This window comes from Oceanobacillus sp. NCCP-135 (genome assembly GCF_059698015.1).
On sequence record NZ_BAAKSZ010000004.1, the window covers coordinates 86,049 to 112,801 of the forward strand.

Annotated in this window: 26 protein-coding genes, 1 tRNA gene, 1 pseudogene and 2 riboswitches; of the genes and pseudogenes, 11 read left to right on the top strand and 17 right to left on the bottom strand. The window is 37.5% G+C overall.

The features are described 5' to 3' along the window. Positions 1–43: 43 nt before the first annotated feature. Positions 44–865 carry a squalene/phytoene synthase family protein gene (locus AC6HVZ_RS04295; protein WP_497556906.1) on the top strand — a complete coding sequence of 274 codons (822 nt, stop codon included), beginning with the start codon at positions 44–46 and terminating at the stop codon, positions 863–865. A gap of 339 nt (positions 866–1,204) precedes the next feature. Next, a complete protein-coding gene (locus AC6HVZ_RS04300; RefSeq protein WP_497556907.1) occupies positions 1,205–2,752 on the top strand; it encodes a BCCT family transporter in 1,548 nt (515 codons plus the stop codon). 288 nt (positions 2,753–3,040) lie between these two features. Here the strand turns inward: AC6HVZ_RS04300 and AC6HVZ_RS04305 are convergent, their stop codons facing one another. Continuing rightward, positions 3,041–3,244, bottom strand: coding sequence for a hypothetical protein (locus tag AC6HVZ_RS04305; RefSeq protein ID WP_497556908.1), 204 nt, complete (start codon positions 3,242–3,244; stop codon positions 3,041–3,043). 84 nt (positions 3,245–3,328) lie between these two features. Beyond that, a complete protein-coding gene (locus tag AC6HVZ_RS04310) occupies positions 3,329–3,799 on the bottom strand; it encodes a hypothetical protein (protein WP_497556909.1) in 471 nt (156 codons plus the stop codon). 440 nt (positions 3,800–4,239) lie between these two features. On the opposite strand from AC6HVZ_RS04310, the gene AC6HVZ_RS04315 reads away from it, so the two are divergent. Both AC6HVZ_RS04315 and AC6HVZ_RS04320 read left to right on the top strand, forming a co-directional pair. Then, a complete protein-coding gene (locus AC6HVZ_RS04315; RefSeq protein WP_497556910.1) occupies positions 4,240–5,724 on the top strand; it encodes an MDR family MFS transporter in 1,485 nt (494 codons plus the stop codon). A gap of 569 nt (positions 5,725–6,293) precedes the next feature. After that, the gene (locus AC6HVZ_RS04320; protein WP_497556911.1) at positions 6,294–7,031 is read left to right on the top strand and encodes a MerR family transcriptional regulator; all 738 of its coding nucleotides are present in this window, start codon (positions 6,294–6,296) and stop codon (positions 7,029–7,031) included. A 114-nt stretch (positions 7,032–7,145) separates the two neighbouring features. On the opposite strand, the gene thiE is transcribed toward AC6HVZ_RS04320, so the two are convergent. The 5 genes from thiE to thiW form a co-directional block, all read right to left on the bottom strand. Continuing rightward, positions 7,146–7,769 (bottom strand): thiamine phosphate synthase, encoded by a 624-nt coding sequence (gene thiE / locus AC6HVZ_RS04325; RefSeq protein ID WP_497556912.1) that lies wholly within the window; start codon positions 7,767–7,769, stop codon positions 7,146–7,148. Continuing rightward, positions 7,766–8,542 (bottom strand): hydroxyethylthiazole kinase, encoded by a 777-nt coding sequence (gene thiM, locus AC6HVZ_RS04330; RefSeq protein ID WP_497556913.1) that lies wholly within the window; start codon positions 8,540–8,542, stop codon positions 7,766–7,768. Before thiM ends, thiE begins: the two co-directional genes overlap by 4 nt. Next, on the bottom strand, positions 8,539–9,345 hold the full coding sequence (gene thiD, locus AC6HVZ_RS04335) for a bifunctional hydroxymethylpyrimidine kinase/phosphomethylpyrimidine kinase (protein WP_497556914.1): 807 nt from the start codon (positions 9,343–9,345) through the stop codon (positions 8,539–8,541). The genes thiM and thiD overlap by 4 nt, the downstream gene beginning before the upstream one ends. Beyond that, on the bottom strand, positions 9,342–10,028 hold the full coding sequence (gene tenA / locus AC6HVZ_RS04340; RefSeq protein ID WP_497556915.1) for a thiaminase II: 687 nt from the start codon (positions 10,026–10,028) through the stop codon (positions 9,342–9,344). The genes thiD and tenA overlap by 4 nt, the downstream gene beginning before the upstream one ends. Positions 10,029–10,100: 72 nt before the next feature. Further along, positions 10,101–10,205, bottom strand: a riboswitch (TPP riboswitch). A 2-nt stretch (positions 10,206–10,207) separates the two neighbouring features. After that, positions 10,208–10,693: an energy coupling factor transporter S component ThiW gene (gene thiW, locus AC6HVZ_RS04345; protein WP_497556916.1), complete on the bottom strand. Its 486-nt coding sequence runs from the start codon at positions 10,691–10,693 to the stop codon at positions 10,208–10,210. Between the two features lie 89 nt (positions 10,694–10,782). Then, positions 10,783–10,898: riboswitch (TPP riboswitch) on the bottom strand. 513 nt (positions 10,899–11,411) lie between these two features. Here thiW and AC6HVZ_RS04350 point away from each other — a divergent pair. From AC6HVZ_RS04350 to AC6HVZ_RS04360, 3 genes are read left to right on the top strand one after another with little or no spacing between them, the layout of a single operon-like run. After that, positions 11,412–11,987, top strand: a complete 576-nt coding sequence (locus tag AC6HVZ_RS04350; protein WP_497556917.1) for a hypothetical protein — start codon at positions 11,412–11,414, stop codon at positions 11,985–11,987. Between the two features lie 25 nt (positions 11,988–12,012). Next, the gene (locus AC6HVZ_RS04355) at positions 12,013–12,942 is read left to right on the top strand and encodes a phosphotransferase family protein (RefSeq protein ID WP_497556918.1); all 930 of its coding nucleotides are present in this window, start codon (positions 12,013–12,015) and stop codon (positions 12,940–12,942) included. A 45-nt stretch (positions 12,943–12,987) separates the two neighbouring features. Next, complete coding sequence (locus tag AC6HVZ_RS04360; protein WP_497556919.1) at positions 12,988–13,140, top strand: hypothetical protein; 153 nt, start codon at positions 12,988–12,990, stop codon at positions 13,138–13,140. A gap of 347 nt (positions 13,141–13,487) precedes the next feature. Here AC6HVZ_RS04360 and AC6HVZ_RS04365 read toward each other — a convergent pair. From AC6HVZ_RS04365 to AC6HVZ_RS04385, 5 genes and pseudogenes are all read right to left on the bottom strand, one after another. Beyond that, positions 13,488–13,560: transfer RNA gene (locus AC6HVZ_RS04365), tRNA-Ala, on the bottom strand. A 322-nt stretch (positions 13,561–13,882) separates the two neighbouring features. Next, the gene (locus AC6HVZ_RS04370; protein ID WP_497556920.1) at positions 13,883–15,187 is read right to left on the bottom strand and encodes a M20 family metallo-hydrolase; all 1,305 of its coding nucleotides are present in this window, start codon (positions 15,185–15,187) and stop codon (positions 13,883–13,885) included. Positions 15,188–15,227: 40 nt separating this feature from the next. Further along, positions 15,228–16,415 carry a hypothetical protein gene (locus tag AC6HVZ_RS04375; RefSeq protein ID WP_497556921.1) on the bottom strand — a complete coding sequence of 396 codons (1,188 nt, stop codon included), beginning with the start codon at positions 16,413–16,415 and terminating at the stop codon, positions 15,228–15,230. A 59-nt stretch (positions 16,416–16,474) separates the two neighbouring features. Continuing rightward, positions 16,475–16,654 (bottom strand): annotated as a pseudogene (locus AC6HVZ_RS04380) (hypothetical protein); the annotation flags it as partial. 182 nt (positions 16,655–16,836) lie between these two features. Continuing rightward, a complete protein-coding gene (locus AC6HVZ_RS04385; RefSeq protein ID WP_497556922.1) occupies positions 16,837–18,606 on the bottom strand; it encodes a helix-turn-helix domain-containing protein in 1,770 nt (589 codons plus the stop codon). Between the two features lie 255 nt (positions 18,607–18,861). On the opposite strand from AC6HVZ_RS04385, the gene AC6HVZ_RS04390 reads away from it, so the two are divergent. Then, entirely contained in the window at positions 18,862–19,095 is a 234-nt protein-coding gene (locus AC6HVZ_RS04390) for a lamin tail domain-containing protein (RefSeq protein ID WP_497556923.1), read from the top strand. Between the two features lie 239 nt (positions 19,096–19,334). Here the strand turns inward: AC6HVZ_RS04390 and AC6HVZ_RS04395 are convergent, their stop codons facing one another. Next, positions 19,335–20,423: a TDT family transporter gene (locus AC6HVZ_RS04395; protein ID WP_497556924.1), complete on the bottom strand. Its 1,089-nt coding sequence runs from the start codon at positions 20,421–20,423 to the stop codon at positions 19,335–19,337. A 467-nt stretch (positions 20,424–20,890) separates the two neighbouring features. On the opposite strand from AC6HVZ_RS04395, the gene AC6HVZ_RS04400 reads away from it, so the two are divergent. Both AC6HVZ_RS04400 and panF read left to right on the top strand, forming a co-directional pair. Continuing rightward, complete coding sequence (locus tag AC6HVZ_RS04400; protein ID WP_497556925.1) at positions 20,891–21,160, top strand: YhdT family protein; 270 nt, start codon at positions 20,891–20,893, stop codon at positions 21,158–21,160. Then, positions 21,157–22,584: a sodium/pantothenate symporter gene (gene panF / locus AC6HVZ_RS04405; protein ID WP_497556926.1), complete on the top strand. Its 1,428-nt coding sequence runs from the start codon at positions 21,157–21,159 to the stop codon at positions 22,582–22,584. The genes AC6HVZ_RS04400 and panF overlap by 4 nt, the downstream gene beginning before the upstream one ends. A 140-nt stretch (positions 22,585–22,724) precedes the next feature. Here the strand turns inward: panF and AC6HVZ_RS04410 are convergent, their stop codons facing one another. Beyond that, positions 22,725–24,716: an acetoacetate--CoA ligase gene (locus AC6HVZ_RS04410; protein WP_497556927.1), complete on the bottom strand. Its 1,992-nt coding sequence runs from the start codon at positions 24,714–24,716 to the stop codon at positions 22,725–22,727. A gap of 131 nt (positions 24,717–24,847) precedes the next feature. Here AC6HVZ_RS04410 and AC6HVZ_RS04415 point away from each other — a divergent pair, with 131 nt between their 5' ends. Then, entirely contained in the window at positions 24,848–25,003 is a 156-nt protein-coding gene (locus AC6HVZ_RS04415) for a hypothetical protein (protein WP_497556928.1), read from the top strand. Positions 25,004–25,048: 45 nt separating this feature from the next. Here AC6HVZ_RS04415 and AC6HVZ_RS04420 read toward each other — a convergent pair whose 3' ends face one another. The 3 genes from AC6HVZ_RS04420 to AC6HVZ_RS04430 form a co-directional block, all read right to left on the bottom strand. Further along, positions 25,049–25,576 (bottom strand): type 1 glutamine amidotransferase domain-containing protein, encoded by a 528-nt coding sequence (locus AC6HVZ_RS04420; RefSeq protein ID WP_497556929.1) that lies wholly within the window; start codon positions 25,574–25,576, stop codon positions 25,049–25,051. A gap of 300 nt (positions 25,577–25,876) precedes the next feature. Next, a complete protein-coding gene (locus AC6HVZ_RS04425; RefSeq protein ID WP_497556930.1) occupies positions 25,877–26,287 on the bottom strand; it encodes a DUF3021 domain-containing protein in 411 nt (136 codons plus the stop codon). Position 26,288: 1 nt separating this feature from the next. Further along, the gene (locus AC6HVZ_RS04430) at positions 26,289–26,738 is read right to left on the bottom strand and encodes a LytTR family DNA-binding domain-containing protein (RefSeq protein WP_497556931.1); all 450 of its coding nucleotides are present in this window, start codon (positions 26,736–26,738) and stop codon (positions 26,289–26,291) included. Between the last annotated feature and the right edge of the window lie 15 nt (positions 26,739–26,753).

Below are 26,753 nucleotides of genomic sequence, written 5' to 3' on the forward strand. Positions count from 1 at the left end.
GGTATACTTAACGTACCTCACGTTTTTAAAGGAGGAAAATTCGTTGAGCAATCAATCTAAAATACAAAAAGAAGCAATGCATGTACTTAAATTGACGAGCCGGACATTTTATATTCCAATAAAGTTATTAAATCCTACATTAAGGTTGTCAGTAGGGTCAGCGTATTTATGCATGCGAGCAATTGACGAAATAGAAGATCATGAAGAACTCGACTCAGAATCAAAACAGCAATTACTTCGTTCTACGAGCGAGTTGCTTATCCTACCACAATTTAATGAAACTGCCTATCAAAAACTGATAAAGCCATATGTGTCCTGCCTGCCGGAAGTAACGATCAGACTGGGTGATTGGATTTCCGTATGCCCGAAGGAAATTGTAAAAAAGGTAAAGGATTCGACAGCAGTGATGGCAAATGGAATGGCTGATTGGATTGAAAAGGACTGGGATGTAAAAACAGAAGAAGAATTGGATGATTATACATATTATGTTGCAGGACTGGTTGGCGTTATGCTTTCGGATATATGGGAATGGTATGATGGTACAAAAACGGATCGGGATTTGGCGATTGGATATGGCAGAGGTCTGCAAGCTGTTAACATGCTGAGAAACCAGAAAGAGGATGCTGACAGAGGGGTCAATTTTATTCCTAACGATTGGAATAGAAATGATTTATTTATCTATGCAGAAAAAAACCTAAAAAAAGCAGATGAATACATCGAAACGATTCATACCAGAAACATCCTTTTATTTTGCAGGATTCCATTGGCATTGGCGAAACGTACATTAAATGCAATGAGAAGTGGCAAAGAAAAAATGTCTCGAACTGAAGTGGAAGAAACAGTTGATGGGATTATAAATGAGTAAAAGAATAGACTTGTTTATAAGGAATTACACGGTTGAGTGATCTAATCGTGTATTTTTTTTCGCTTAGGAACCTATAAAATTCAAATGAACATATAGAATCAAGCAAACGACAAATAAAAGCTGTACAGTCTTTATAAACAATCGAATTTTTGACTATCAATTAAATTACACCTATAATAAATAAATGTGTTAAAAATCAGAGCAAGCTGATGGTTTTTCGTCAGGGTTATTATGAAGGAAATACAATGTGATAATCAACTTCCATCCAACGGTCTTAAAATGACAAAGTGATAGATAATATTTTAGACACTTGTTCCTAACAAAATTAGGAGGAAAAGCGTGGGTTTTAATAAAGTCAAGAGGTTAGATTGGCCGGTATTTATCGTAAGTGGTGGCTTTTTAATTTTATTTATTGTATTATCATTCATTAACAGTGATGTAGTTGGTAGTACAATTACTACATTATTTGATTACGCTGCAAATTTATTTGGTGCCTACTGGCAAGTACTGTTGCTGGGGAATTTTTTTGTTGGGCTCGGTTTGGCGTTTTCAAAATACGGAAAAGTTCGTTTAGGAAAACAGGATAAACCAAAATATAGTTATTTCCGCTGGGTCGCCATGATTTTGGTTACATTATTGGCGAGTGGCGGGGTTTTTTGGGCAGCATCTGAACCGATGTATCATTACATGAGCACACCTCCACTTTTTGGTGGTGGTGAGTTTAATAATCTAAATGCTGCATTTGCTCAGAGCTTCTTGCATTGGGGCTTCACAGCATGGGCGATTCTAGGAACACTTGCTGTAATTGTTATGATGTATGTACATTATAGTAAGGGCTTGCCTTTACGCCCGAGAGGTTTGCTATATCCGATTTTTGGTGAAAAAATTTACCATAAAAGTGTACTCGGTTCATCAGCAGATATAGTTTCAATTATAGCAACTGTTGCTGGAACATTAGGTCCGCTTGGGTTCCTAGGATTACAGATTTCATATGGGCTCCATCATTTATTTGATGTTCCCAATACATTAACAGTAAGTATTATTGTCGTACTGGTGCTTGCAGGGGTAGCTGCGATTTCAGCTGCAACAGGAGTAGACCGGGGGATCCTCACGCTGAGTCGTTATAATGTAGGATTTACCATCTTCTTAGCAGTTTTGACGCTAGTTATCGGTCCTACGATGTTTATAATCGATGCATTTGTAGGGGGTACAGGCTTCCACTTGCAAAACTTTCTCACGATGAGTCTGTTTCGCGGGGATAATGCATGGCTTGGTGGATGGACTATCTTCTTCTGGGGCTGGTTCATCGGCTATGCTCCAATGCTGATTGTATTTATTAGCCGGATTTCCCGTGGCAGAACCATCAGAGAGCTGGTTGTTGCCGTATCAATTGTTGCTCCACTAGTAAATAACTTCTGGTTTTCGGTGGTGGGTGGAACGGGTGTGTTTTATGAAAGAGAAAATCCGGGATCGATCTCGAATGCTCTAAATGAAGGTGGAATGCCCGCAGCAGTTATGGCAATCACAGATCAATTACCTTTAGGCTTATGGGTGGGATTAGGATTTTTGCTTGTCTCCATCATATTTGTTGCAACAACAGTTGACACAATGTCTTATACAGTTGCGGCAACATTAACCGGAAACGATAATCCAAAACGATGGCTGCGAGTATTCTGGGCAATGATATTTGGACTTACAACTGCCATGATACTTTCGATTGGTGAAGACAGCATTGCTTCTATTCAGAACTCAATCGTAATCACAGCAGTTCCCGTGTCACTGCTATTATTGCCTCCGTTATGGAATGCGCCTAGAATAGCGAGGAAAATGGCGCTGGAACAAGGTCTTATTTGGGAAAGAGAAATGAGAAAAAAAGTAAATAAGTAATCACGAGGGGAACCTTCACTTGAAGTGAGTTCCCTTCCTGTTAATTTTTACCTTTTGTATATGTTAATGAAACTTTCAGATTGGCATTCTTTTCACGAATACGATCAATCAGAGTGTTTATGGTAAGGAAATATAGTACTTAATAATTATTTAATAAACTGTATTTGTATTGTTTTTACCAATATATCGGACACTTAGTTCAACGTAGAGTCTTCGTATATTCCCTATGTGTGTTACCGGTATTATAAAGAAAGAGACCGTTCAATGTAACGGTCTCTTTCATTTTGGTTAACTCCATTCCTTTCTTAAAAGTGCTCTGACTGCCAGATACAGAAGAGCTGCAGCAAAGACAATTACTGCAATTGCTCCCACAGCTATTAATAAATTTGCTATGGCGGTTGAAGTGATGAAACCCGCTGCAAGTCCTGGTATAATGATTAACGCAAAGCCTGCAAGAATGGCTGTGAGAAAAAGTATGGCCAATTGATTCATCATAATCCCTCCTTCGCTATACCTTATGAAGGAGGTGAAAATTATGCTTGTATTGACGTCTATCAATTAATGGATTGTAGATATCTAATAACACTGGAAAGCTTCAATACGATCCAAATCAATTCCAAAGTATGTCCATCTGAACCCAGTCCATCTGAAGCCGGCGATGGAATTTCTGCCTACAAAAGTTGGGAAAAACCAAAAGGAATCCCTTCTCAGCCATATATAGGTGAATAGGAACAAGCAGCCACGTATTCCTCCGGGATCTACTGCGAAGGTTTGGAATTGCGGTTGTTCTGGTGTGAAACCGGGTGGTGGCGTAGTTGGTGGACCATCTGTTTGCCCACCACCTGGACCACTTGGAAACGAGCCACTTGGGCTACCTGGCCCGCCAGGAAAACCTCCACCAGGAAAACCTCCACCAGGAAATCCGCCTTCCGGAAAGTTCCCTCCAGTGGATCCTCCTCCTGGGAATTGCTGTCCTCCCGGTCCAAAAAATTGGTCTAATAAGTAGCCAGGTAAATTGAATTGCCTTTCATCATGATAATTATTCACTTATTATTTCCTCCCTCGTATAAAATCCTGCTCCTTTCACTATATGGGTAACAAGTCTAGTTTGGGAATGATTTAAACGAGAATGGGCACAAACTCACGATCCAAAAAGCTCTTGCTAATCAGCTGAAGAAGTGGTAATATAAGTCTCTACAATTGACTCTGGAGGGTTTTATAAAAATGGCATTCTATAAATTTCGCAATCCAATAACATTGCATGGCTAATTGAATAGCATCGGGACTCTGCCTGTTTAATGTATTCGAAATTGGTCTGCCTTTTAAGAAAAACTTATAAAAGATAGGAGGAGAGGGGGAACTCTCTCTTTTTGTTTTCACTAAATTACAAAGCATTATCATTCTTTTTTCTAGAGGTATAATATTTTTTTAAAGCTACACCATGGAGTCTTAGTGCAAATGGATCGTGAAGAGAGGGAGATTTGTATATGACAGATAAAAGCAATCAACCAAAGAAATATGAATACTTGGCAGATAACCCTAATGTAAAAGTTATGCCGATTATGCTGTCACTAATAATTGGTGCATTTTTTGCAATATTGAACGAAACGTTGTTAAATATTGCTTTAACGACACTGATGCATGAATTTGAAATTACATTGCCAACTGTTCAATGGATGGCAACTGGATTTATGCTGATCATGGGGATTGTTATTCCAGTATCAGCCTTATTGCTACAATGGTTTACTACAAGACAGTTATTTTTAAGTACTATGATTATATTTACGATTGGTACTTCAATAAGTGCAATGGCACCAACCTTTTCCGTATTGTTAATGGGACGGTTAATTCAGGCGGTAGGAACAGGTTTGTTAATGCCCATTATTTTTAACGTGTTTCTATTAGTTTTCCCACCACACAGACGTGGGAAAGTAATGGGACTAATCGGTCTGGTTATTATGTTTGCTCCTGCTATCGGACCAACTCTGTCAGGAATAATTGTGGAATATTTAGGGTGGCGTTATTTATTCATCACCGTTATTCCATTCGCTATATTCTCTATCGCATTTGCCTATAAGTACTTAATAAATGTTTCAGAAGTTACAAAACCAAAAATTGATATAATATCACTTCTATTTTCAACTATTGGTTTTGGCTCAATTGTATATGGATTTAGTGCTGTAGGGGAGAGTGAAGCGGGCTTCTTCAGTCCAAATGTTTATCTAGCGATTATTGCAGGTGTTCTTGGAGTACTTTCATTTTCATTAAGACAACGAAAGCTTGAAGACCCAGTAATGGATTTAAGGGTTTTTAAATATCCGATGTACACACATGCAGTTATTATGTTTTTAATTATTATCATGGCCATGTTTGCTTCAGAGATTATTTTGCCAATCTATATGCAGGGACCATTAGCATTAACTGCAGCAACAGCTGGATTGGTTCTGCTGCCAGGAGCTATTTTAAATGGTATCATGTCACCATTTATGGGACATCTTTTTGATAAATTTGGTCCTCGTGTATTGATGGTTCCAGCAACAATTGTGTTAAGCGGAACCATGTTTATGATGAGCAGATTAACTGTCGATACTCCCCTGTGGGTTGTAATCGTTGGATATATCTTATTAATGTTAACTGTCTCAGCAATCATGATGCCTGCAGAGACGAACGGATTAAATCAGTTGCCTAAACGATTGTATCCGCATGGAACGGCAGTCATGACCACATTACAGCCTGTTGCAGGAGCAATTGGTGTTTCGGTGTTTATCAGTATTATGAATGCAAGACAGCTTCATTTTCTGCAAAATGCAGGTACCCCGGATGATCCGGCAACGATTAATAATGCGATGGTAGCAGGGGTTGAACTTGTTTATTTCATTGCTTTTGCTATGTCTGTTGTTGCTGTTATCATGGCTTTTATTGTTTATCGTGCAGTGCCAGAGAAAGAAACTATTCTTTCTGAAGAGCAATAATGGAGAACCCACTTTAAGTTTTATACTTTAAAGTGGTTTTTTTGTCGTCTAGGAAATTATAAAATTTGTGGGCTGTGGATAACTTAGTTCTCGAAATAGCTACGCCTTTTTCCAACGCTATGTCCAAGAGAAGAGCTCTCATGGACAAATTGAGCATGAAATCGTGTGATTATGTCCAAAAGAAGAGCTCTCATGGACAAATTGAGCATGAAATCGTGTGATTATGTCCAAGAGAAGAGCTCTCATGGACAAATTGAGCATGAAATCGTGTAGTTATGTCCAAAAGAAGAGCTCTCATGGACAAATTGAGCATGAAATCGTGTGATTATGTCCAAGAGAAGAGCTCTCATGGACAAATTGAGCATGAAATCGTGTAGTTATGTCCAAGAGAAGAGCTCTCATGGACAAATTGAGCATGAAATCGTGTGATTATGTCCATGTGGATATGCTTTTGGTCGCATTGCAGTAACAAATAATACGAAAGCAATCTTTTGTAAAAGAAATAATTTTCCTATTGACTTTAACGTTACGTTATACTTTAAAGTAATCGGTGAAGGGAGGTTCACACTATGAAGGTAAAAGAAGTTGCTGATTTAGTTGGTGTTAGTGTGCGCACACTGCATCATTATGATGGAATTGGGTTATTAATCCCGGAAGAAACAACGGAATCTGGTTATCGGATTTATTCGGAAAACGATCTTGAGACATTACAGCAAATTTTATTTTTTAAAGAGCTTGGCTTCCCTTTGAAAAAAATAAAAGAAATTATCAGTAGTCCATCCTATGATCGAACAGAAGCATTGGAACTTCATCGAAAATTGCTCTTCGAAAAAAGAAGCAGGCTAAATAAGATGATCCGGACGATTGATAAGACCATTCAACACATGAAAGGAGAAATTGAAATGAGTAATCAAGAAAAATTTGCAGGCTTTGATTTCAGCAGCAACCCATACGAACAAGAAGCACGTGACCGTTGGGGAAATGAAGCCGTTAATGAATCAAATGCCAAAATAAACAGCATGTCCGAAAGTGAGAAAGAAGCATGGGGTGATGAGTTCCATTCGATCTACAAGGAATTAGCTAAGATTCGTCATGAAGCACCGAACTCGACAGCTGCTCAGGAAGGCATTAAAGAATGGTATGATTTCTTAAACAGAATGGGTAACTATTCTCTCGATGCATTTATGGGGCTTGGTCAAATGTATGTGGATGATGACCGTTTTACTAAAAATATTGATCAGTTTGGTGAAGGCCTTGCCGTATTCATGCGTAATGCTATGGCTGTTTTTGCAGATAGAAATAAGTAATGGTTGTAGAACGTCTTTTTTACTACTACAATTGAAAATAATTTAGATTTAGGGGCAAAAACACTAAACATTTTTGCCCCTCTCTTTGAGTGTACAGTAAAGTTAATCGTCAGTTTACAGATTTCCTACAACTTTTTTAATATTTTCTGCATGGGCAATAGCCGATATAACGGAAACACCATCTGCGCCAGCTTTAATTACAGAGGCAGCGTTGTCTGTCGTGATTCCGCCTATTCCTATAATAGGTAGATCGGGAAACTGTTTTCTCAATGAAGTTATCCATGCCAAGCCAACTGGCGTTTTAGCATCATTCTTCGTACTTGTGGCAAAAATAGGACCTGCACCGATATAATCAACTGAGGATATGGGGCTATGCACAACTTCACTGGCATTTGAAACGGAAAGTCCAATAGTTTTATCAGGAAAATGCTTACGCAACTCTTCTGGGGATCGATCATCTTGTCCAACGTGAATTCCATCAGCGTCTAAAAGATCTACTAAGTAAATATCGTCATTTACGATGAATGGTATCTCATATTGATGACAAACAGCACGTAACTTTTTCCCTAATTCTATTTTAGCATTCCCAGTTAGTGATCCAACGCCCTTTTCGCGAAACTGAAAGGCTGTAATTCCAGCCTTAGCAGCTTTTTTAAGAATTTCTACAGGATCATGATCACAATTTTGACTTCCCATGATAAAATATTTGCGAAGACTTTCTGATAATGAAAGGATCATTCTAGCACCCTCCCTAATTCAGAGATATCAAGTGAAAGTGCATCAATGAAGGAGGGGATAAAGGTTCCTGAGCCATTTACCGCACGTTGAGAGGCTGCATATTCCGCTGCCAATCCATAAAATCCAACCGCTGTTAATGCTTGTTCTTCCACTGTTTCATTTGTTGTTAAACACGCTGTTAAAATAGAACCAAGCAAACACCCAGCACCAGTAACCTTCGCTAAAATGGGATGTCCGGTTTGATTATGTACAGTAGTGTCTCCGGTACAAATTATATCTTTTCTTCCTGTTACTATAGCAGTAGTTTGATAGTTTCTTGCAACCTTTCTGGCAATTTCCTCAGTGCTGCCATTATCAATTGATTCAACTCCTTTAGTCACCCATGGGATTTGTACAAGCTGGGCAAGCTCTCCTGCATTCCCTTTAATGGCAGTCACTTTAACTTCCGCTAAAATTTGCTTTACAGCTGAAAAACGAAATGTAGTAGCTGCAACCCCGACTGGATCAAGTACTACCGGAACTCCCTTTTGATTGGCTGTTTTTCCTGCAAGGATCATTGCAGGAAGCTCATCGGAAGTTAGCGTACCTATGTTGATAAGTACACCATCAGCAATGGAAGCTACCTCACTTGCCTCTTCTTCCGCTTTTGCCATAATTGGCGTACCCCCAAAAGATAGCAATCCGTTAGCTGTAAAATTCATAACTACCTGATTTGTTAAATGGTGAATTAATGGACTGTTATTCCGAACGTCATTAATAATGTTGGAATTCAACGTTTTACACCTTCCTCTCGTATTGCCCAATGATTCGTTGGACCACTCCCAGCTCCGAGCGGGAAGGAATGCTGAATCGCTGCTGTTACAAAGTCTTTCCCGCTCTTTATGGCATTATATAAAGATGCACCCTGACTTAAATAGGCAGTAATAGCTGCAGAATACGTACATCCAGTGCCGTGTGTGTTTTTTGTATTAATCCGTTTTGTAGAAAAAGTGTACAGATTTGAACCATCATAAAGGTAATCAACTGCTTTCCCCTTCATATGTCCGCCTTTAACAAGTGCAGCACCTGCGCCAAAAACCTCTACAATCATTACAGCAGCATCTTTCATTGCTTCAACTGTATCAATCGTTTTTCCGGTAAGGAATTCTGCTTCAGGAATATTTGGTGTTACTAGAGATGTTAACGGCAAAAGGTTCTGTCGTAAAAAATAGCGTGCATTTTTTGCGATAAGAGGGTCCCCACTGGTAGCAACCATTACGGGATCCATAACATAGGGTACACCCAGTCCTGATATTTGTTCAGCGATGACTTTCATCATTTCCTCATTAGCGATCATTCCTGTTTTGAATGCATGAATTGGCAGATCAGAAAAAACGGATTTCAGCTGCTGATTAATAAAATTAACCGGTAAATGATAAACTTCCTGTACACCTGTTGTATTTTGGGCAACAACGGATGTAATAACAGACATTCCGTAGCTTTTTAATTCCTGAAAAGTCTTTAAATCTGCCTGAATACCAGCACCACCACTTGGGTCGGTGCCAGCAATCGTAAGGGCACATGGAACTCGTTTCATCGAATAATTACCTCCTCAGACGGCCATTCCTCACAAGTAAATGCCATTTCCCAGAATTTTAATTCAAGCTGACAGCTTTTACGAAAGGCATCTTTCATACGGGTTTGCTCTTTTAGTGAAGCATTGGCTGCAAGGTTATCCAAACGTTTCCGCAAATCCTTCGTAGTATTTTCGCAACTCTCACCTGCATAGAAACTGATCCAATCATAAAAGGGATGATTTTCTGTTGGTTTATACTGTATCATTAATTCCCTACCAATTTCATAATAGGTCCAGGGACAAGGCAATAACGCAGCCAATACTTCACCTGAAGTCCCCATTTGAGCATGATACATCATATGTTTTATATAATGATCAGCAGTAGGCGGAAGTGGATGCCCTTGTAATTCTTCATAGCTGGATCCTATGTATTCACAAAAATTATGATGTGGGTGTATCTCATCATGTAGAATAAATTGAATCTTTTCATGAAAGTAACTAATATCATCCCGCTTCGAAGATTTTGAAAGTGCAATTCCATAGATCTGCATAAATGCATTTAAATATTCAAAATCTGCCTTAATATAATGAGCAATTGCTTCTCTTGGAACGTCGCCTTTTCCAATCCCGACAACAAATGGATGGTCAACTATCATTTGAAAAATATCTTCATTTTCTTTTCGTAAATCATCTGTGAATGTCATTTAAAAGCCTCCTAATTTTTGTGTTGGAAGCTACTAAGGGGATATCAGTAGGTTAATAGAATATTATCTAAGAATTACCCTCGACTACTTCCCTCCGCTGGTATTAACCAGATCAGGTTCCAAGGGACTAAGGAATATTCCTTTTCTCAGCCTTAGATAGCGCCCCTAGTAGTTTCCTGTTAAACTCGTATTAAATTTTTCTGCTTAACTCTTGAAACAATAAACCAGCCAATGAAAGCACCAGTGATGCTACTTACTAGAAAAGATGGTAAAAAGGCAAATGCGCCAACAGAACTTCCCATAAGAAATTGAGCAAATGGAACTGCGAAAAGTGATCCAACTATCCCAGTGCCTAGTGATTCACCAACTACAGCCCATCCTTTTCTTCCAAATTTCACGTAAAGGTAGCCAGCTAGAAATGCACCGATCATGCCACCAGGAAATGCTAATAATGTACCAAGTCCTAGTAAATTGCGGAGTAAACCGATCATAAAGGCGATCACTACGGCAGGACCTGGACCAAGCATAATTCCTGCCATTACATTGACGGCATGTTGCACAGGGTAAGCTCTAGCGATTCCTGCAGGGAACCAGAGAATTTGTGCTCCTAGTGTTCCAATAGCTACAAAAACAGCCATGGTAGTTAGTAAACGTGTTCGATTCATTTGTAACCTCCCTTCATATTGGGGAATATCAAAAAAAGCCAGATCCGAAAAACTAGGATTTGGCTCGAGTAAGCTGAAATAGGAAAGACGTTTTTGTCCGACTACTTCCCTCCGCTGGCATTAACCAGATCAGGTCCATAAGAGTCGGAAAGCTCATGTAGTGCTTTCCTCTCAGCCCGTCAATTGGGCACCCCTAGTAGTTTTATTCATATATGCAATTCATTACAAGCATATCAAAATAAAGTAGATTTGTATAGTTGCACCTAGATTACTTTTTCGTTTTGTAATGATTTGGAAATAAACCTTTAAATCGGTTTGTATCAAGTTAATCAAACGTTTGATTAATAATTTTTAATGACACAGCTGGAAGAATAATGAAATAAAGAATTATCTTATACGCATACAAGATGTGGTCGATATGGACGGAGATTTGCCTTTTATGTAGTATTTTTAAGGAAGAAATTGTATTCAGGCTCCTTGTGCTTTAAAATAAATTATAGTGAATGAACAGGGAAGGAGGTCAGAAGTAATGGGTAAATGAAACAACAGAAAGCTCCTTTATTATTTTTATACAAAGTTTATCGGTGCGGGTTTTTCTATTTCAGTGTTTGTTTTTTGCATACTTTTTCTAATTTCCTTTGATATGTTTGAGCTATCTGAAATACTATCGAATCATTTATTTTGGGCTGCGTTTTATGTGTATGCTATTCCTTGTTCTATGATTATTGATGGGATCATCAGGGGGTGGACAAAACTTAAACGTTGGATTGTTTTACTTTATATTTTTGCTGGTAGTATTATTTTTGCTTTTCCAATGGAGCATATCGCTTTCTTCCTTATCGCTGGGTCGATTGGGGCAATTGCCGCTGTGTTGTTTTATTTTGGCATCGTTTTATTTAAAAAGCGATTTCCGATATCACTGATTTTCGCAATTGTTCTACCAGTAATATTTACACTTATTTCCACCGTAGATTTCACAGATAAGGAGAATTGGGTGGAAAAAAGGAATTCATCCGGATTTGCATCAACATTTGACTATTTCCATGGGGAGCATAAAATACCAATTGAGCTCTCAAAAGGGGAAGTAATTACATTTCAAGTAAATATATATGATGAAAATGGTGGTTGGGGCTATCATTTTGAAAATACAAAAGGTGATCATTTGCCGATGAAGGAAAAAGGCGAAGAAGCGTTGGAATATAAAGCTTTAAATGATGGGGAATATTATATTGTTCTCCACGGAGATAAAGTGAATGGTAGATTTGTAGTCGATTGGGAAATTTCCTGGGAATAAATATAAATTTGATGGAGTGGATTTAATGGAATATCTATCAGAAAGTGTACAGAAATGGGTAGTAAATTCAGTTGACACAAATGCAGCTATTCTTTCAATAGAACGGTTAAAAGGCAGTACATCTTCTATTTTACATAAACTAATCCTTAAAATAAATGATGAGATTAAAGAAGTAATACTTCGGCAATTGGATAACCGAGAGTGGCTGAAGGAGGAGCCGGATCTAGCCCTACATGAAGCGGAAAGCTTGCGTTTGGCAAAAGCTAAAGGGTTGACTGCACCAGAAATAATTGCATATGAAGAAAATATAGAGGTATGTGGTGATCCGCTTGTATTAATGTCAAGGCTACCTGGTTCAGTTGTATTAAAACCAGAAGACAGGATGGAGTGGCTTAGTGGTTTAGCAGAGGAGTTAGTAAAAATACACGCAGTTGATGGTAGTGACTTTACGTGGAAGTATTTTCGATATAATGATGTGAATAAGATAGAAATGCCGAGCTGGTCAAGTGTTCCTGACATATGGAAAAAGGTATTTGAAGTTGTAAAAGGCTCACCGCCAAATGCAAAGGAATGTTTTATTCACCGAGATTTTCATCCTGCTAATGTACTCTGGGAGAGTGGTACTGTAAGTGGCGTAGTTGATTGGGGAAATGCTTGCATAGGTCCTGCTGGAATTGATGTTGGTCATTGCAGGTGGAATCTAGCGATGCTATATGATGTTGTAACAGCTGATGAATTTCTAGAAGCCTATCAGCGGTATGCGGGAACAGAATTTTTATATGATCCATACTGGGATTTAGTTTCGCTGATTGATGTGCTTTATGGACCGCCGGTAGTGTATCCGGGATGGAAGGCATTTGGGGTAACAGACCTTACGAATAAGCAGATGGAAAAGCGGATGGATAAGTATGTAGTTAGTTTAGTGAAAAATGCAGAAAGAAAGCGAATGACTTGATGAAATATTAAGAAAATAATGAAATAATATAGGAAATGAAAGGAGGTGCAGCGTGAAGTGGAGGAAAAAATAAATATTATTATAGACCATTTGCAAGAATTAAAACAAGGTCAACGTTTACTCGCTTCAAATCAGGAGAAATTAGAATCAAATCAAAGACGACTTGAATTAAGTCATGATCAACTATCTTCTAAATAGGACGGGTTTGCTTCAAATCTGGAACAGTTATCTTCTAAACAGGATGAGTTTGCTTCAAGCTTAGAGCTTCTTGCATTAAACCAAGCAAACTTTTCTATAAAGATGGATAGAATGGATGAGAAACTTGATAATTTCATGACCGAAACCAGAAGTAATTTTAAGCATGTGCAGTCTCAATTAGATAATCATACAGATATGTTTTAATTGGTGCAATTGAAACGTTAAACTGGTGCAGCCTCAAGTGATGACTTCTTTGTTATACCTCAAAAGATATTTCTAAAACTACCAGTAAATCCACACAAAAAAACACTGCATTTCCTATATAATCAGGTTGCAGTGTTATTGGATGGAGCATAGCGGGCTCGAACCGCTGACCTCTTCGCTGCCAGCGAAGCGCTCTCCCAGCTGAGCTAATGCCCCGTACAAATATACATTATATATGTTAATTCATTACTTTTCAATCATATATTGCTAAATAGAAAAATCGTTTAATAATCACAAGAATATACTATCTTATATAGGATAAGTACATGTTCATAGCCCCCATGTCCTGACAGACACCGCAATATATGGAAATCCCATTTTCGTATAAAAAATAACCCCTCACGTATCTGCTAAAGGACTTGAGGGATTACTTTTTATAATTTTTATCAAAGGCGTTAAACACTATCTTAACTTTGGATCGAAAGTTAGTAAATGCCTATATTTATAATAAGCCTAAAGCGCTCTGATGGATTCAATATTAGGCATCCATCAAGGATTCGATGTAATCTTTTAATACATGTATTGTACTTACAATATCATCAAGTGCAGACCATTCTTTCGGATTATGACTAATTCCGTCTTTACTTTTGACAAACAACATTGCGACGGGAATATGTCTTCCTAAAATCATTGCATCATGGCCTGCTCCACTTGGTATGTACAATGGTTTGATATTATTTTTCACTACAGCATTGGCTAATTTATCCTGCAGCCCTTTTTTTATCGGGATGGGCTTTATTTTTGTTGTTTGATTTATCTTGCAATTAATCCCTCTCTTGTCTGCAATCGATTCAGCTTCCTGAACAATCATTTCCAATAATTCATTGCGTGTGTGCTCATGTATATCACGGATGTCGACACTTAGTTCCACTTTTTGCGGTATTACGTTTATCCCATTTGGGTAAACGTTTACTTTACCAACTGTTGCTACGGAGGTATCACTTACTTTAAGCGGGAAACTTTCAACGCTTTGAATAAACGCAGCAGCAGCTACCATTGGATCCTTGCGACCAATCATTGGTGTGTTTCCGGCATGTCCTGCTTCTCCAATAAAAGTCACCTGCAACCATGCTGGTCCAGCAATACCACTAACTATACCTACCGAAATATTTTCTTTTTCAAGTTTTTTCCCTTGCTCAATATGAACTTCTATAAACGTTTCTAATTCCTTTAAATCTCTTTTTGCTTCTTGGAATTTTTGAGGATTGCTGCCATATACCCGAAGTACATTTTCAAATGAATCACCGTTATAATCAATCAAGTCTTTATTTTTCGTGAAATCAGCTTCACCTGTCATTGCCATACTTCCGGTTAATCCACTATTAAACCTTGAACCTTCTTCATCTGAGAAAACAATTACCTCATATGGTTTCTTCGCTAAATAATTGGTTTCCTTCCAGGCAGCAGCAACCTCAAGTGAAGCCAGAACCCCAACAGGTCCGTCGAAACGCCCCCCGTTTGGCACACTGTCCACATGGGAACCAGATGCAATTGCAGGAACACCGTTGTTAATCCCATTTAGTCGACCTATAACATTACCTGCTCCATCCTCTGACACTTCCAATCCAGCTTCCTTCATCCAGTTTTTCACCAATTGTTTGGCTTCTATTTCTTCTGCCGAAAAGCCAGACCTCATTATTCCACCATCGGATGTAGCGCCAATTTGCGATAATTCATGAAGACGTTTGGCAATCCTTTCTCCATTGATACCAGCATAATCAAGTTTATGGTTGTATTCTTGCATTAAAGCTTTAAAAACATCTAATTCATGATTCTGTAACATAAAATCCTCCTCTTAAAATGAATAATCTAATAACAGCAAATTACAAAAATCCAACAAAGGTGCCGGCTAGAATTACAGAGACGATTGTTACGGTAATAAACCCGCCAACCAGCATTGGGGCCAACATATGACTAAGCAAAATGCTTTTTTCCTTTTCATCCTGTGTTAGCCCATTAACAACTTCATTCGTTATAATGTAATCTGCTGGAAAACCGTAAAAAGCGGTTAAAGAGACGGCAAAGGCCATTTCTTTACTAACTTGTAAAACTTTTCCCATAATAAACGAAAATATATACATGCCAATAACTCCAAGTACGATACAACCGATTAAAGGGAATAACAAGTCCACCATCATGCTTGGCGTGGCATTTTTCAAACCGTCAAAAATAAACAGTAAAAGTGCCATGATTGCAAAACCGAAACCGTTGGCTTTTTGAAGAGTGTGTCTTTCTAAAAAACCTACACTGCGTCCGATAACACCGAACAGCAAACAAAGCACATAAGGGCTAATCTCAACTATTGGCCCCAGTAATGTTGAAACAATATACGCTAGAAAACCGACAAAAGCCAGTCTTAAAAATTTAAAATAATCCGTGTTATATTTAGCAGGCATTTTTTGAAAAAGCTTGGGTTCATTATGCTCGGGAGCAGTTGACTGTTTAACTAGATTTTGTGCTTCCAGTTCACCATTTCTATATTTTTTTAATAACCTGATACCTTCCTTTTTTAACATAATTGATGTTAATGGATAACCGGCGAAGCCTTGCAATACATAAATAACAATTGCAAATACCGCCAAACTGGTAAGCCCTGCAGCTGATGCTCCTTCTGCCATGATTAAAGAAGAAACTAATCCGCCGACCAATGGAGGAATAGCAACGACTACTGTATTAAAATCAAACAGTAAGATTCCCAGTCCAAATAAAATCGCAATAACGCCCAAGATTCCTGCTACGGCAATTAAAACTGTTTTCCATTGTTCCTTTAGTTCCTGAACAGATAGTAATGTCCCCATATTTGTAATCAGCAAATAGATCATCATTACTGCTACAGCAGATGGAATACCGGCTAGTTCAATAATGTCTGTCGGGAAAAATGTCCAATAGCCGATTAAAAAAAGAACGGCGCTGATAAATACTGATGGAATCCAAGCCTTCGTTTTAATGGCAATAATTTCACCAATAAACAAACATAGAATAATTATGACCAACGCAAGCATCTGTGACATGAACATCTCATCCTTTCTGAAAGTTAGATTGTCTTGATGATAATTAAAATATTAATCTACTAAATTAACCCTTGCATCTGCAGTACTAATTCCGCAATTAGTGCTGATCCAAGAAAAGTACCCAATAATACCAGACTGGCAACTATAATTGTCTTCCATCCCAGTTGCATAAAATCTGTCCATGATCGACCGATTGCAATACCGGCATAGGCTAGTATTGGTGTAGCAAGTGCAAGAAGAATCATTGAAAAATCCCCCCTCCTCCTTATTGCTCAGCCATCTGATTAAATGGATGTGTGCACATTAAAATATTAGGATTATTAAAATCATTTCCTTTTATTTATTTATACGGAATATTATATAGGGTTCTGATAATAATTGATATGTCTTAAATACATAAAGTAAACAGGTATGATTTGTCTTACTTCAACAAATCATACCTGTTTAAAAATGTAATCATTTTTATCGCCAAATTAATTTCAAAAGTCAGATCCCCATCCATTTCTTTAATTCCCATCAATTGTTTGATCTTATTGATTCGGTATTTGATTGTATTTTCATGAACATACATCTCCTCACTGGTTTTTCTGATACTTTTGTTAAAATGCAAATACAATTTCAGTGTCTTCACAAGTTCTGAATTGTTTTCCAAATCATAATCAATGATTTGTTGGAGTCTGATTCTAATGAAACTATCCATCTCATCAGTATCCAAATTAAGAAAAAGCCGGTATCCGCCTAACTCTATATAAGTAATCATTTCTTTGTTGTAATCCGTCACTTTTAAAAATTCTATACACTTTTCAGCATCATTTAATGAATAGTTTAAATCCTTTAGTTCCCGAAAACTCCTACCGACACCAGCATAAATTGCATAATCGAACTTCTTTATAATATTTGACACAAAGTCATGTAGTCGTTTATTCATTTCTTCTTCATTAATACGTTCGTCCCTGATAAATAAGATGGAATATTGCATTGAATCTTCCTTCATCAGAAACCGATGTAGAAACGAATTTAAATGGCGATGAAGTAATCTTGAAAAACTCTGTTTTACCCTATGTGTTTTTTTGCTATCCATCATTTCGTGTGCGATCTCAATAGTCAATACGATATAGTGATTACTTTTGTTATAAAGATTTTTTAACTGTAGATACCTGTTTCCCTGTTCAGGGTTTTTTAATATTTTTTTCACTAAATGACCTTCATATTGAAATTGGCTGGATACATAGTGATTATGTGACTGCATTTCCAACGCAAAAACAGCAGTTGCCTGTTCAATAGCAAATATATCAAGGGAATCAAGAAAATTATTCTCCTCTGTAATCGCCACTAACACGCCTGTGATTTCAGATTCAATTATTATTGCAAACAAATGGAGGTCATAAGGTTGCCCGTTATAAACAGCTTGTTGGTGGGCAACATTTTCCACGGAAAAAATTTCTTTCACTGATAATGGCTCCTCTTCCATTTTGTTGATCAGTAGGTCTTTAGTAGATGGGGAAGTATATGATAAAACATCGAGAAATTCGTTACAAACACAAAATTCTTTATCGGTAAGCCTTGAAAGTGTGTTTGTGATTTCAGAAAGCCCCCGGTGTGACATATATACCTTGGTTAATTCCTTGTGAATGTGATTGGAACGATTATTTTGCGAAATAAGAGTGGCATTTTCAATTGCAATCATAGCCTGGTTGGCAAATGTTTGCAGTAGTTTTAAATTATCCAAGGTAAACTTGACTTCTTCTGAATAACTGTCTATTGTCAGTACACCATAACATTCGTTTTTGCTCATTAATGGTGCGGAAATGGTACTTGTGGGAACTTTATCTTCCCCTAACGCTTTTTGGTACCAGTTTAGGTTTTCGCTTGAGATATTGGCCATTCCTTTGCCGGTTTCTGTTTTAGAAGTATATAATTGGGCTTCTCTTAATAGAAAGGTTTTCCCTGACATAGCCTCATCTGGTTTCAGGGTTGCTTCTTTCAAATAGTTTATATCGAAGCCAATGGATGATTTTGCTCTTAAGTACCCTTTTTGGGAATCATATAAAAAGAGCACAATAGCATCTGCCCAATTAAAAACACTTAAGGCCTCTTTAATTATTAAATGTAATACCTCGTCCAAATTTCTAGTGGATGTCAATACCTTTGTAGCGTTTATTAAGCTTAATAGTTGTTTTTCAATAGTCATTATTAGCCACCCTGTTATTTAATGTCTACCTATATTATAACATTTTTATGAGCTAATTAGATTCCCTTAATGTTTTACAAACTAAAAACAGCTTTAGGTCAAAATAACTGTTTTTATTAAAAAGCCTAAAAATTAGTCTGAATCTACTATAACTTTACAAAAACTTAATTGTTTGAGGGTTCATAATATGCCATATAAATAGTGTGTCCTATAATTTTGCCAGGATATAATACGGTAAAAAAATGGAAGGTACTAATGAGAGATTCTACTGTAAAAAAGGTCATTAATCTTTTCCTTATTTTCATGCTTGTTTTTATGAATTTTTCTAACGTTTTTGCTATCGCGGCTTCAGCCCAGAGTGGTGATGTAGCAGTTGCAGAGGATTTATTTATTTCAGAGTACATGGAAGGCAGCTTCTTCAACAAAGCGATTGAAATTTACAACGGTACAGGAAGTGCAGTAGATTTATCTAGCTATCAGGTAGAGTAGTAATGGTGCTACTGAAGCTAGCCAATCTGTCACATTATCAGGGGTATTAGAGCATGGTGATGTATTTGTTCTTGTCTAGGAAATTATAAAATTTATGGTGGATAACAAAACAACCGAATCAGCCACGTCCAGCTCCAACACTAAAGCCATAGCAGACTCTTTTTGGTGAGACGAGCATAGTGCAGTAACAGAGTGCCCCAGTTTGTAAGTTGTTAAACAGACGCCTTGCATTTTTGTGCTTAAGAGATAGTTGACGTAACTGCGGTATCTTTAATGCGCTGTGAGGAAAACATATTATTGAATAATAAACTGATTTCAATGATCAGTAGTATTGCGATAATCCATTTTCCGTTGTTTAGGATAGCCTGCTGACTGAAGGCTATCCAGTCAAGTTGAACTATATTCGTAGTATTCATTTTTAATGTGAATGTATAAAACATACAGAATGTAAATATCCGAGACCACTGTGAATGATCATAAACGAAAAGTCCCTTAATCAATCCATATTCCTTTACTCTGATAACACCCCGGACTAATTCAATCACCTCATGGGCAATGAAAATAAAAAGAACGATGAACCAGAATGCCAGAGTAAATGCAGGAGTGAAAATGTCGGAGATAACCATAGATGAACCAATAATCGACAGCGCTCCATGAAACATACAGTTTGGTGCTCGCCAGTCATCTATTAGGGACCAGCTGTAATTTGTGTAACGTTTGAAAATCATATAAATACTTAACAGATAAAACAGAAAACCAGCGATAATCAAAAATTCATTGATATAAAGATTAAAATCATCCCAGATATTGTTATACATCAGAACTAATGACTGCGTACTAACGGTCGTTAAAAATAAAATACCATTTAAATTCTTGCCCAGCTTTTCCATGAAAATAGTGAGCATACTTTTAATGGATATAACAAAAAAGAACAGCCACAATAAAGAATTAATCACTACAAGCGGCAAAACCATTCGCTCGAATATAGGAAAATATCTGCTTATAATAATAACTGTAACGGAAGTACTTGCCACCCATGTGCCAATTCTAAATCGACCGACTAAATGGTTGTAATGAAGTGTGGTGAATTTTCCTATAATTAATGAAGTAATGTAGGAGACCATAAAGAATGCCCAAATTGATATAGCAATTAAAGCAATCATTTTAACCCAGACAGTATCAATATTAAAACTAGGTCCTACATTCAAACTGAATACACCTACAGCCATTACAATTGCGGCTGAAGCGGTTTCAACCAAAATAACCTTCTTATTCAGGAGATAATATAGAAGGAAAAATAAAGTAATAGATCCAATAATAAATAACAAACGAATTCACCTCTAAGAGAATGAAATTTAAATAGAGTAACCTATATATTATACATGGATTGGTAAATAATTGAAAGGAAACGGATTGAAAAATGCTGCTTCATGCTGGTTATCTTAGGAAACCTCAGTAAGTATAAATTGTTTTCAAACTCTTCTGTTTACATCTGCTAGCGTTGTAGGATATATTATTTATAAGTATTTTAAAGGGGTGCCATAGGAAGCTTTTGATTGATATACTAATAGGTGTGTTGCTTTTAATTGGTATAGGTTATTCATAACAGACAGCTATTGGGCGGGATTAACAGCTGCTCTAACAAGATTTATACTGATAGTTGTAGCATATCGAAGAGGTTTAGTGAATAAGGGAAAGCAAACATAGTAGAATAGAAGAGCCCTTATAAGTCATAGAGTTTTGTAGGTTTTTCCAATACCTGCATGTATCTAAATGAAATAGGAGGAGGTCTAAGATGAAAAAAGGTGATTATCGTTTGAAGATTGCAAATCGGGAAGCATTGATCGGTGTTGGGTTGGTTATTTTCAATTTCATCTGGTGGTATGTGTTCGCATATGGTTTGGGTAGCAGGGATCCTTCTGAATATACGTATGTTTTCGGGTTACCTGCATGGTTTTTTTATAGTTGTGTCATTGGTTTTATTGTGATGGCTGTATTAGTAACGGTTCTAGTTAAAAAGTTTTTTGTAGCTATTCCATTTGATGAAGAAGGAGAAACCAAATGAATGTACAGGCAATTATACCTTTATTTATTTTTCTGTTGATTATTTTTGCAGTTGGAATTTGGGCTGGCAGAAACCTTAAATCATCCAATAAATTTTTGGATGATTACTTTTTAGGCGGCCGAACTATGGGTGGGTTTGTTTTGGCCATGACGATGACTGCTACGTACGGAAGTGCAAGCAGCTTTATAGGTGGCCCAGGGACTGCATATAATGAGGGCTTGGGATGGGTTTTATTGGCCATGACTCAGGTTGCAACCGGTTATTTCGTTTTGATGGTTTTGGGGAAAAAGTTTGCAATCGTAACAAGAAAATATAATGCACTTACAATGGTGGATTTTTTAAAGGAAAGGTATCGATCAAAATGGGTAGTTCTATTTTCAGCAATTAGTATTATTATCTTTTTATTTTCGGCAATGGCAGCCCAATGGATTGGCGGGGCAAGGCTAATTGAATCCCTGACAGGTCTATCGTACCTATCGGCATTATTTATTTTTGCTGTATCCGTATTAGTTTATGTAGTAATTGGCGGGTTCCGAGCTGTTGCGCTGACAGATGCAATTCAGGGTAGCATCATGTTTTTGGGTACCTTAGTTTTGCTAATTGCTGTGATTATTGCCGGAGGAGGAATGCCACAGATAATTTCTGATCTCAGCGCAGAAAACCCCAATCTAATAACTCCGTTTGGATCAGATGGTAGTTTAACCCCAACATATGTATCATCCTTTTGGATCCTGGTAGGTGTAGGAGTTGTTGCCCTGCCGCAAATAGCTGTTCGTGCAATGTCTTATAAAAACTCCAGATCCATGCATCGTGCATTAATTATCGGAACAATCGTTGTTGGTTTTATTATGCTGAATATGCATTTGATTGGTGTGTTTGCTCGTCCCATATTGCCAGGAATTGAGGTTGGCGATAAGGTTATGCCTCTAATAGCGCTGGAGGTTATGCCAGCATGGCTTGCAGGTATTGTATTGGCTGCACCAATGGCGGCGATCATGTCGACAGTAGATTCATTATTGTTATTAGTGAGTTCCACTGTTGTGAAGGATGTATATTTAAATTATGTTGAGTCAAAAGCATCGCATAAACGTGTTAAGCGAATAAGTATTGGAGTAACAGCGATATTAGGGATTATTGTTTTTGTAATGTCTCTAAATCCACCAGATTTGATCATTTGGTTGAACTTATTTGCATTTGGTGGACTGGAAGCGGCATTTATTTGGCCAATAATTATGGGTCTTTATTGGAGCAACGGAAATAAGTATGGTGCACTTGCTTCCATGGTTGTTGGTGTTGGCTTATATATATTATCAGATACATTTTTCCCACAGCCTTTAGGATTACACTCAGTGGTTCTTCCTGTGGCAGTTTCGTTTGTGGCGTATGTGGTGGTTAGTATGGGGACACAGAAGAGATTGGTATAAAAAATAAAAAAGTGTTCTCATGAGCGAGAACACTTTTCCTATTATTCTATTAGTTTCTCGTCTTTTCAAGAGCTAAGAAAATATAAACGAAAGCGGCACTTTCGCCGATTTCTTCAAATTTGACTTCTGATCTCTAACCTTTAGAAAGACGCTTTAGCGTGTTTCTCAGCAAATTCAATAAAAAACTCTAAGGCATCTTCATTACCAAGTGATCCTTTATTTACTACTTTATCAACCGGTTGACCCATTAAAATTTTCTTAACAGGGATCTCCAATTTTTTCCCATTTAATGTTTTTGGCAGAGCTGAAACCTCGTGAAATCCTGTTGGTACATGTCGTGGGGAACATTGTGTACGGATCTGTTTTTTAATTGCCTGTTTAATTTTTTCCGATAATGTATAGCCTTCCCTCATTACGATAAATAACGGGGTAAAGGATTCGCCATTATCTATTGGAATATCGACAATCAAGCTATCGGAAACTTCCTTTATCTGATCGACTGCACGATAAATTTCACTTGTGCCAATTCGGATTCCACCTCGGTTAATGGTAGCGTCTGATCGGCCATAAATAACGCATGTATGCCGATCGGTAATCTTTAAGTAATCTCCATGACACCAGATCCCAGGGAAAACGTCGAAATAGCTTTCGTGCAAGCGACTGCCATCCGCATCATTCCAAAAATAGATTGGCATGGAAGGGAAGGGCTCCGTCAGTACTAATTCGCCAATTTCCTCTATTTTTGGTTGACCATTATCCTGGAAGCTTTCAATTCTTGCCCCAAGTCCACGGCATTGTAATTCACCTGCATAAACTGGCAAAATTGGTGCTCCTAGAATGAATGCCGTACACACATCCGTTCCTCCACTGACAGATGCAATCCATAAATCTCGTTTCACATTTTCATAGCACCAGTTGAAACCTTCCGGCGGTAGTGGCGAACCTGTTGAGCTGATACTGTTTAAATGTGTAAGGTCAAATTCACCCAAAGGCTTAACCCCATCCTTCATGCATGCTGTCAGATAGCTTGCACTTGTTCCGAAGAGTGTCATTTTCGTTTCCTCTGCAAATTTCCAGAGCATCTTTTTATCTGGATAGGCTGGATTTCCATCATAAAGAACAATCGTACTGCCTGTAAGCAGACCACCAACAAGAAAGTTCCACATCATCCATCCTGTTGTTGTATACCAGAAGAATCGGTCATCTTCTCCTAAATCTGCATGAAACGTTAGCGCTTTTAAATGTTCAAGTAAAATTCCACCCTGGCTCTGTACGATTGGCTTTGGCTTTCCGGTCGTTCCTGAGGAATATAATACCCAAAGCGGATCATTGAATTCGACATATTCATAAGTGAGCGAGCGTTGCTTATTTAGGTGAATGGCATCATTCCAGAGAATAACATTTTTCAAATTGCTGAAATTTGGACTTTCATGAAGATAAGGAATAGCTATGGTAGCTTTTAATGTTGGAAGTTCTGATTGGATTTTTTCGACAACTTCTGTACGATCAAAGCTTTTTCCGCCATAGCTATAACCATCAACTGTTACCATTACTTTTGGCTCGATTTGTTGAAATCGATCAATAACACTTTGCGTTCCGAAATCAGGCGAAGCACTGGACCAAATTGCCCCAAGACTTGCTGTAGCTAAAAAAGCAATGATAGATTCATAGATATTAGCCACATATGCAACAACACGATCACCTTTTTGTACTCCAAGATTTTTTAAGGTCTGCTGTAGTGCCGCTGTATTCTCATATAGCTGCTGCCATGTTACTTCAGATATATCACGTAATTCTGATTTATGGATAATAGCCGCTGTATCCATTTGTCTATTTCTAAAAATATGCTCCGTATAATTGAGGCTTGCCCCAGGGAACCATTTAGCTCCAGGCATTTGATGTGATGTTAAAACTGTTTCATATGAATGATTTGCTTGAATATCAAAATATTCCCACTGCGATTCCCAAAATGATTCAATATCATTAACCGACCACTCCCACAGGGAATGATAATCTTCAAATTTCTTGCCTTTATGTATTTTTAACCAGTTCATATAGTCATAAATATTTGATTGCTGTTTCCAGTTTTCGTTAGGCTCCCATAATAAAGTGCCTTCTTTAATTTGACTCATTGTACCCCTCCTATAAAATCATGATGTTACTTCTATTATATGAAACCGCTTAACAAGTGTAAAGTTAAGTATTTATCGAATTATTTTTTCTGAAAAGGACAACCTAACTTTTAATGAAGGAGGCCAGAATCATGTCCCATCAAAATAAAAATCGCAATAAAGATAAAGGGAAACAAAATAATAAGAATAAACATGATAAGCAAAGAGGAGATGTTGAGTTTTCGAGGGAAAGTGAATTTATTAATTTAGATAACAAGAAAAACAAGAGAGATCGAGATAATGGATAATAATGTGGAGGTTGTATCAAAGATGTACTTTGATACAACCTTTTCTTATGCGCCAGCTGCCAGTTTATCCGCAAATGCCTTCACATATGGTGGAAGATCTGGTGGTCGGCGGCTTGATATAAGATGTCCGTCAACTACTACAGCTTCGTCACTCCACGTTGCACCGGCATTAGTCATGTCATCTTTAATTCCAGGTGTACTCGTCACTTTTTTCCCTTCTAAAATATCTGCTGAAATAAGCACCCAGCCTGCGTGACAGATTTGTCCGATCGGTTTTTTTGCATCATTCATTTTCTGGATAAATTCCAGCACCTCAGGATAGCGTCTTAATTTGTCCGGAGCCCATCCACCCGGAACAAGAATAGCATCGTAATCATCTATATTAATATCTGTAAATGCATATGCCGATTCTGCGGGTACGCCGTATTTTCCAATATATTTTTTGTTTGCTTCCTTGCCAACTAGATCTACCTGTGCACCTTCTTCCTGCAGACGCAAGACAGGATACCAAAGCTCAAGGTCTTCAAAATCTTGTTCAACAAGTGCAATAACTTTCTTATCTTTTAATCGCATGAAAATTCCTCCTTGGGTCAAGTGTAACAAAGGTATTAACTTTTTTCGATACCTTACGCTTTTATCAGGCAGGCAAGGATTTACTTGAAGTTGAGAGCTATTTGCTCTGAGTTGAGAGACAATATTGTAAAGTTGAGAGAACCACGTCCAAAGCTGAGACATAAGGCTGAAAAACAGGGTTATCTTTCAACTTTACTTAAGTTTCTCTCAACTAAATACATTTATCTCTCAACTTTTCGGGTTATCTTTCAACTTAAAGCTAGTTTCTCTCAACTTTGCAAATCTACATAAACCCTCACGCTATTTCTTATTCTGCAAATGTTCATTTAACGAAGCTTCCACTTTTTTATAATATAAATAATATCCAGTCCAATTCAACATGTACATGAATATGAATATTAGGGTGCTAATCATAATGGATCCAATTGTAAATGGTATCCAGCCCACACTTAAAGCAATAATATACCAAACTGTAAGAGAAGCAATTAAATGAATAACTGTCTTTTTTAGCATATTGCTATCATCATTTCCAAAAATAAGTGAAGAGATGCCAAAGTAGATGCCAATTAAAAAACTTGCTCCCATATGCATCCAAATTTCGGAGACTGTTGACTCAAAACCATTGATTTTCATTATGGTAAGGGCAATAAATGTAAATATACCGCCAAAAGCTATTCCCATCATGCTGCGTTTTATTATTTCAAGTACCATGTTATTGCCCTCCCTTGATCAGTTTATCTTTTATTGGTGCAACATATTTCCTCGTAATATATTCTTTATTTCCTGATTGAAAGTAAACACAAAGGTTCCCGTTAAATGATAATTCGAAGCGATCAATGCGATTAAGATTGCCAATAACCGATTTTGAAAAACGCATAAATCCATGATGAATTAGGAAATCTTCTACTTCATAAAGCTTCATTTTTATTTCAAAATGGGGATCTTTTAAAGCTGCAAATATTTTTCGTTTTTCGGCATAAACAAAATCGATTTCCCCAGGATCAAGCAGGACTGTTTGATCAGCATCAATACCAAATAAACGCTGCTGCTTTCTTTTTTTAATTACTTTGACAATCTCTTCAAGCTCCTCGGTCCATTCCTTGGCTTGTATCGTTATCGAAGTTTCTTCATATTTATCATCAATATCAATGTTTACTTTCATGAACTTCCCCCTAAA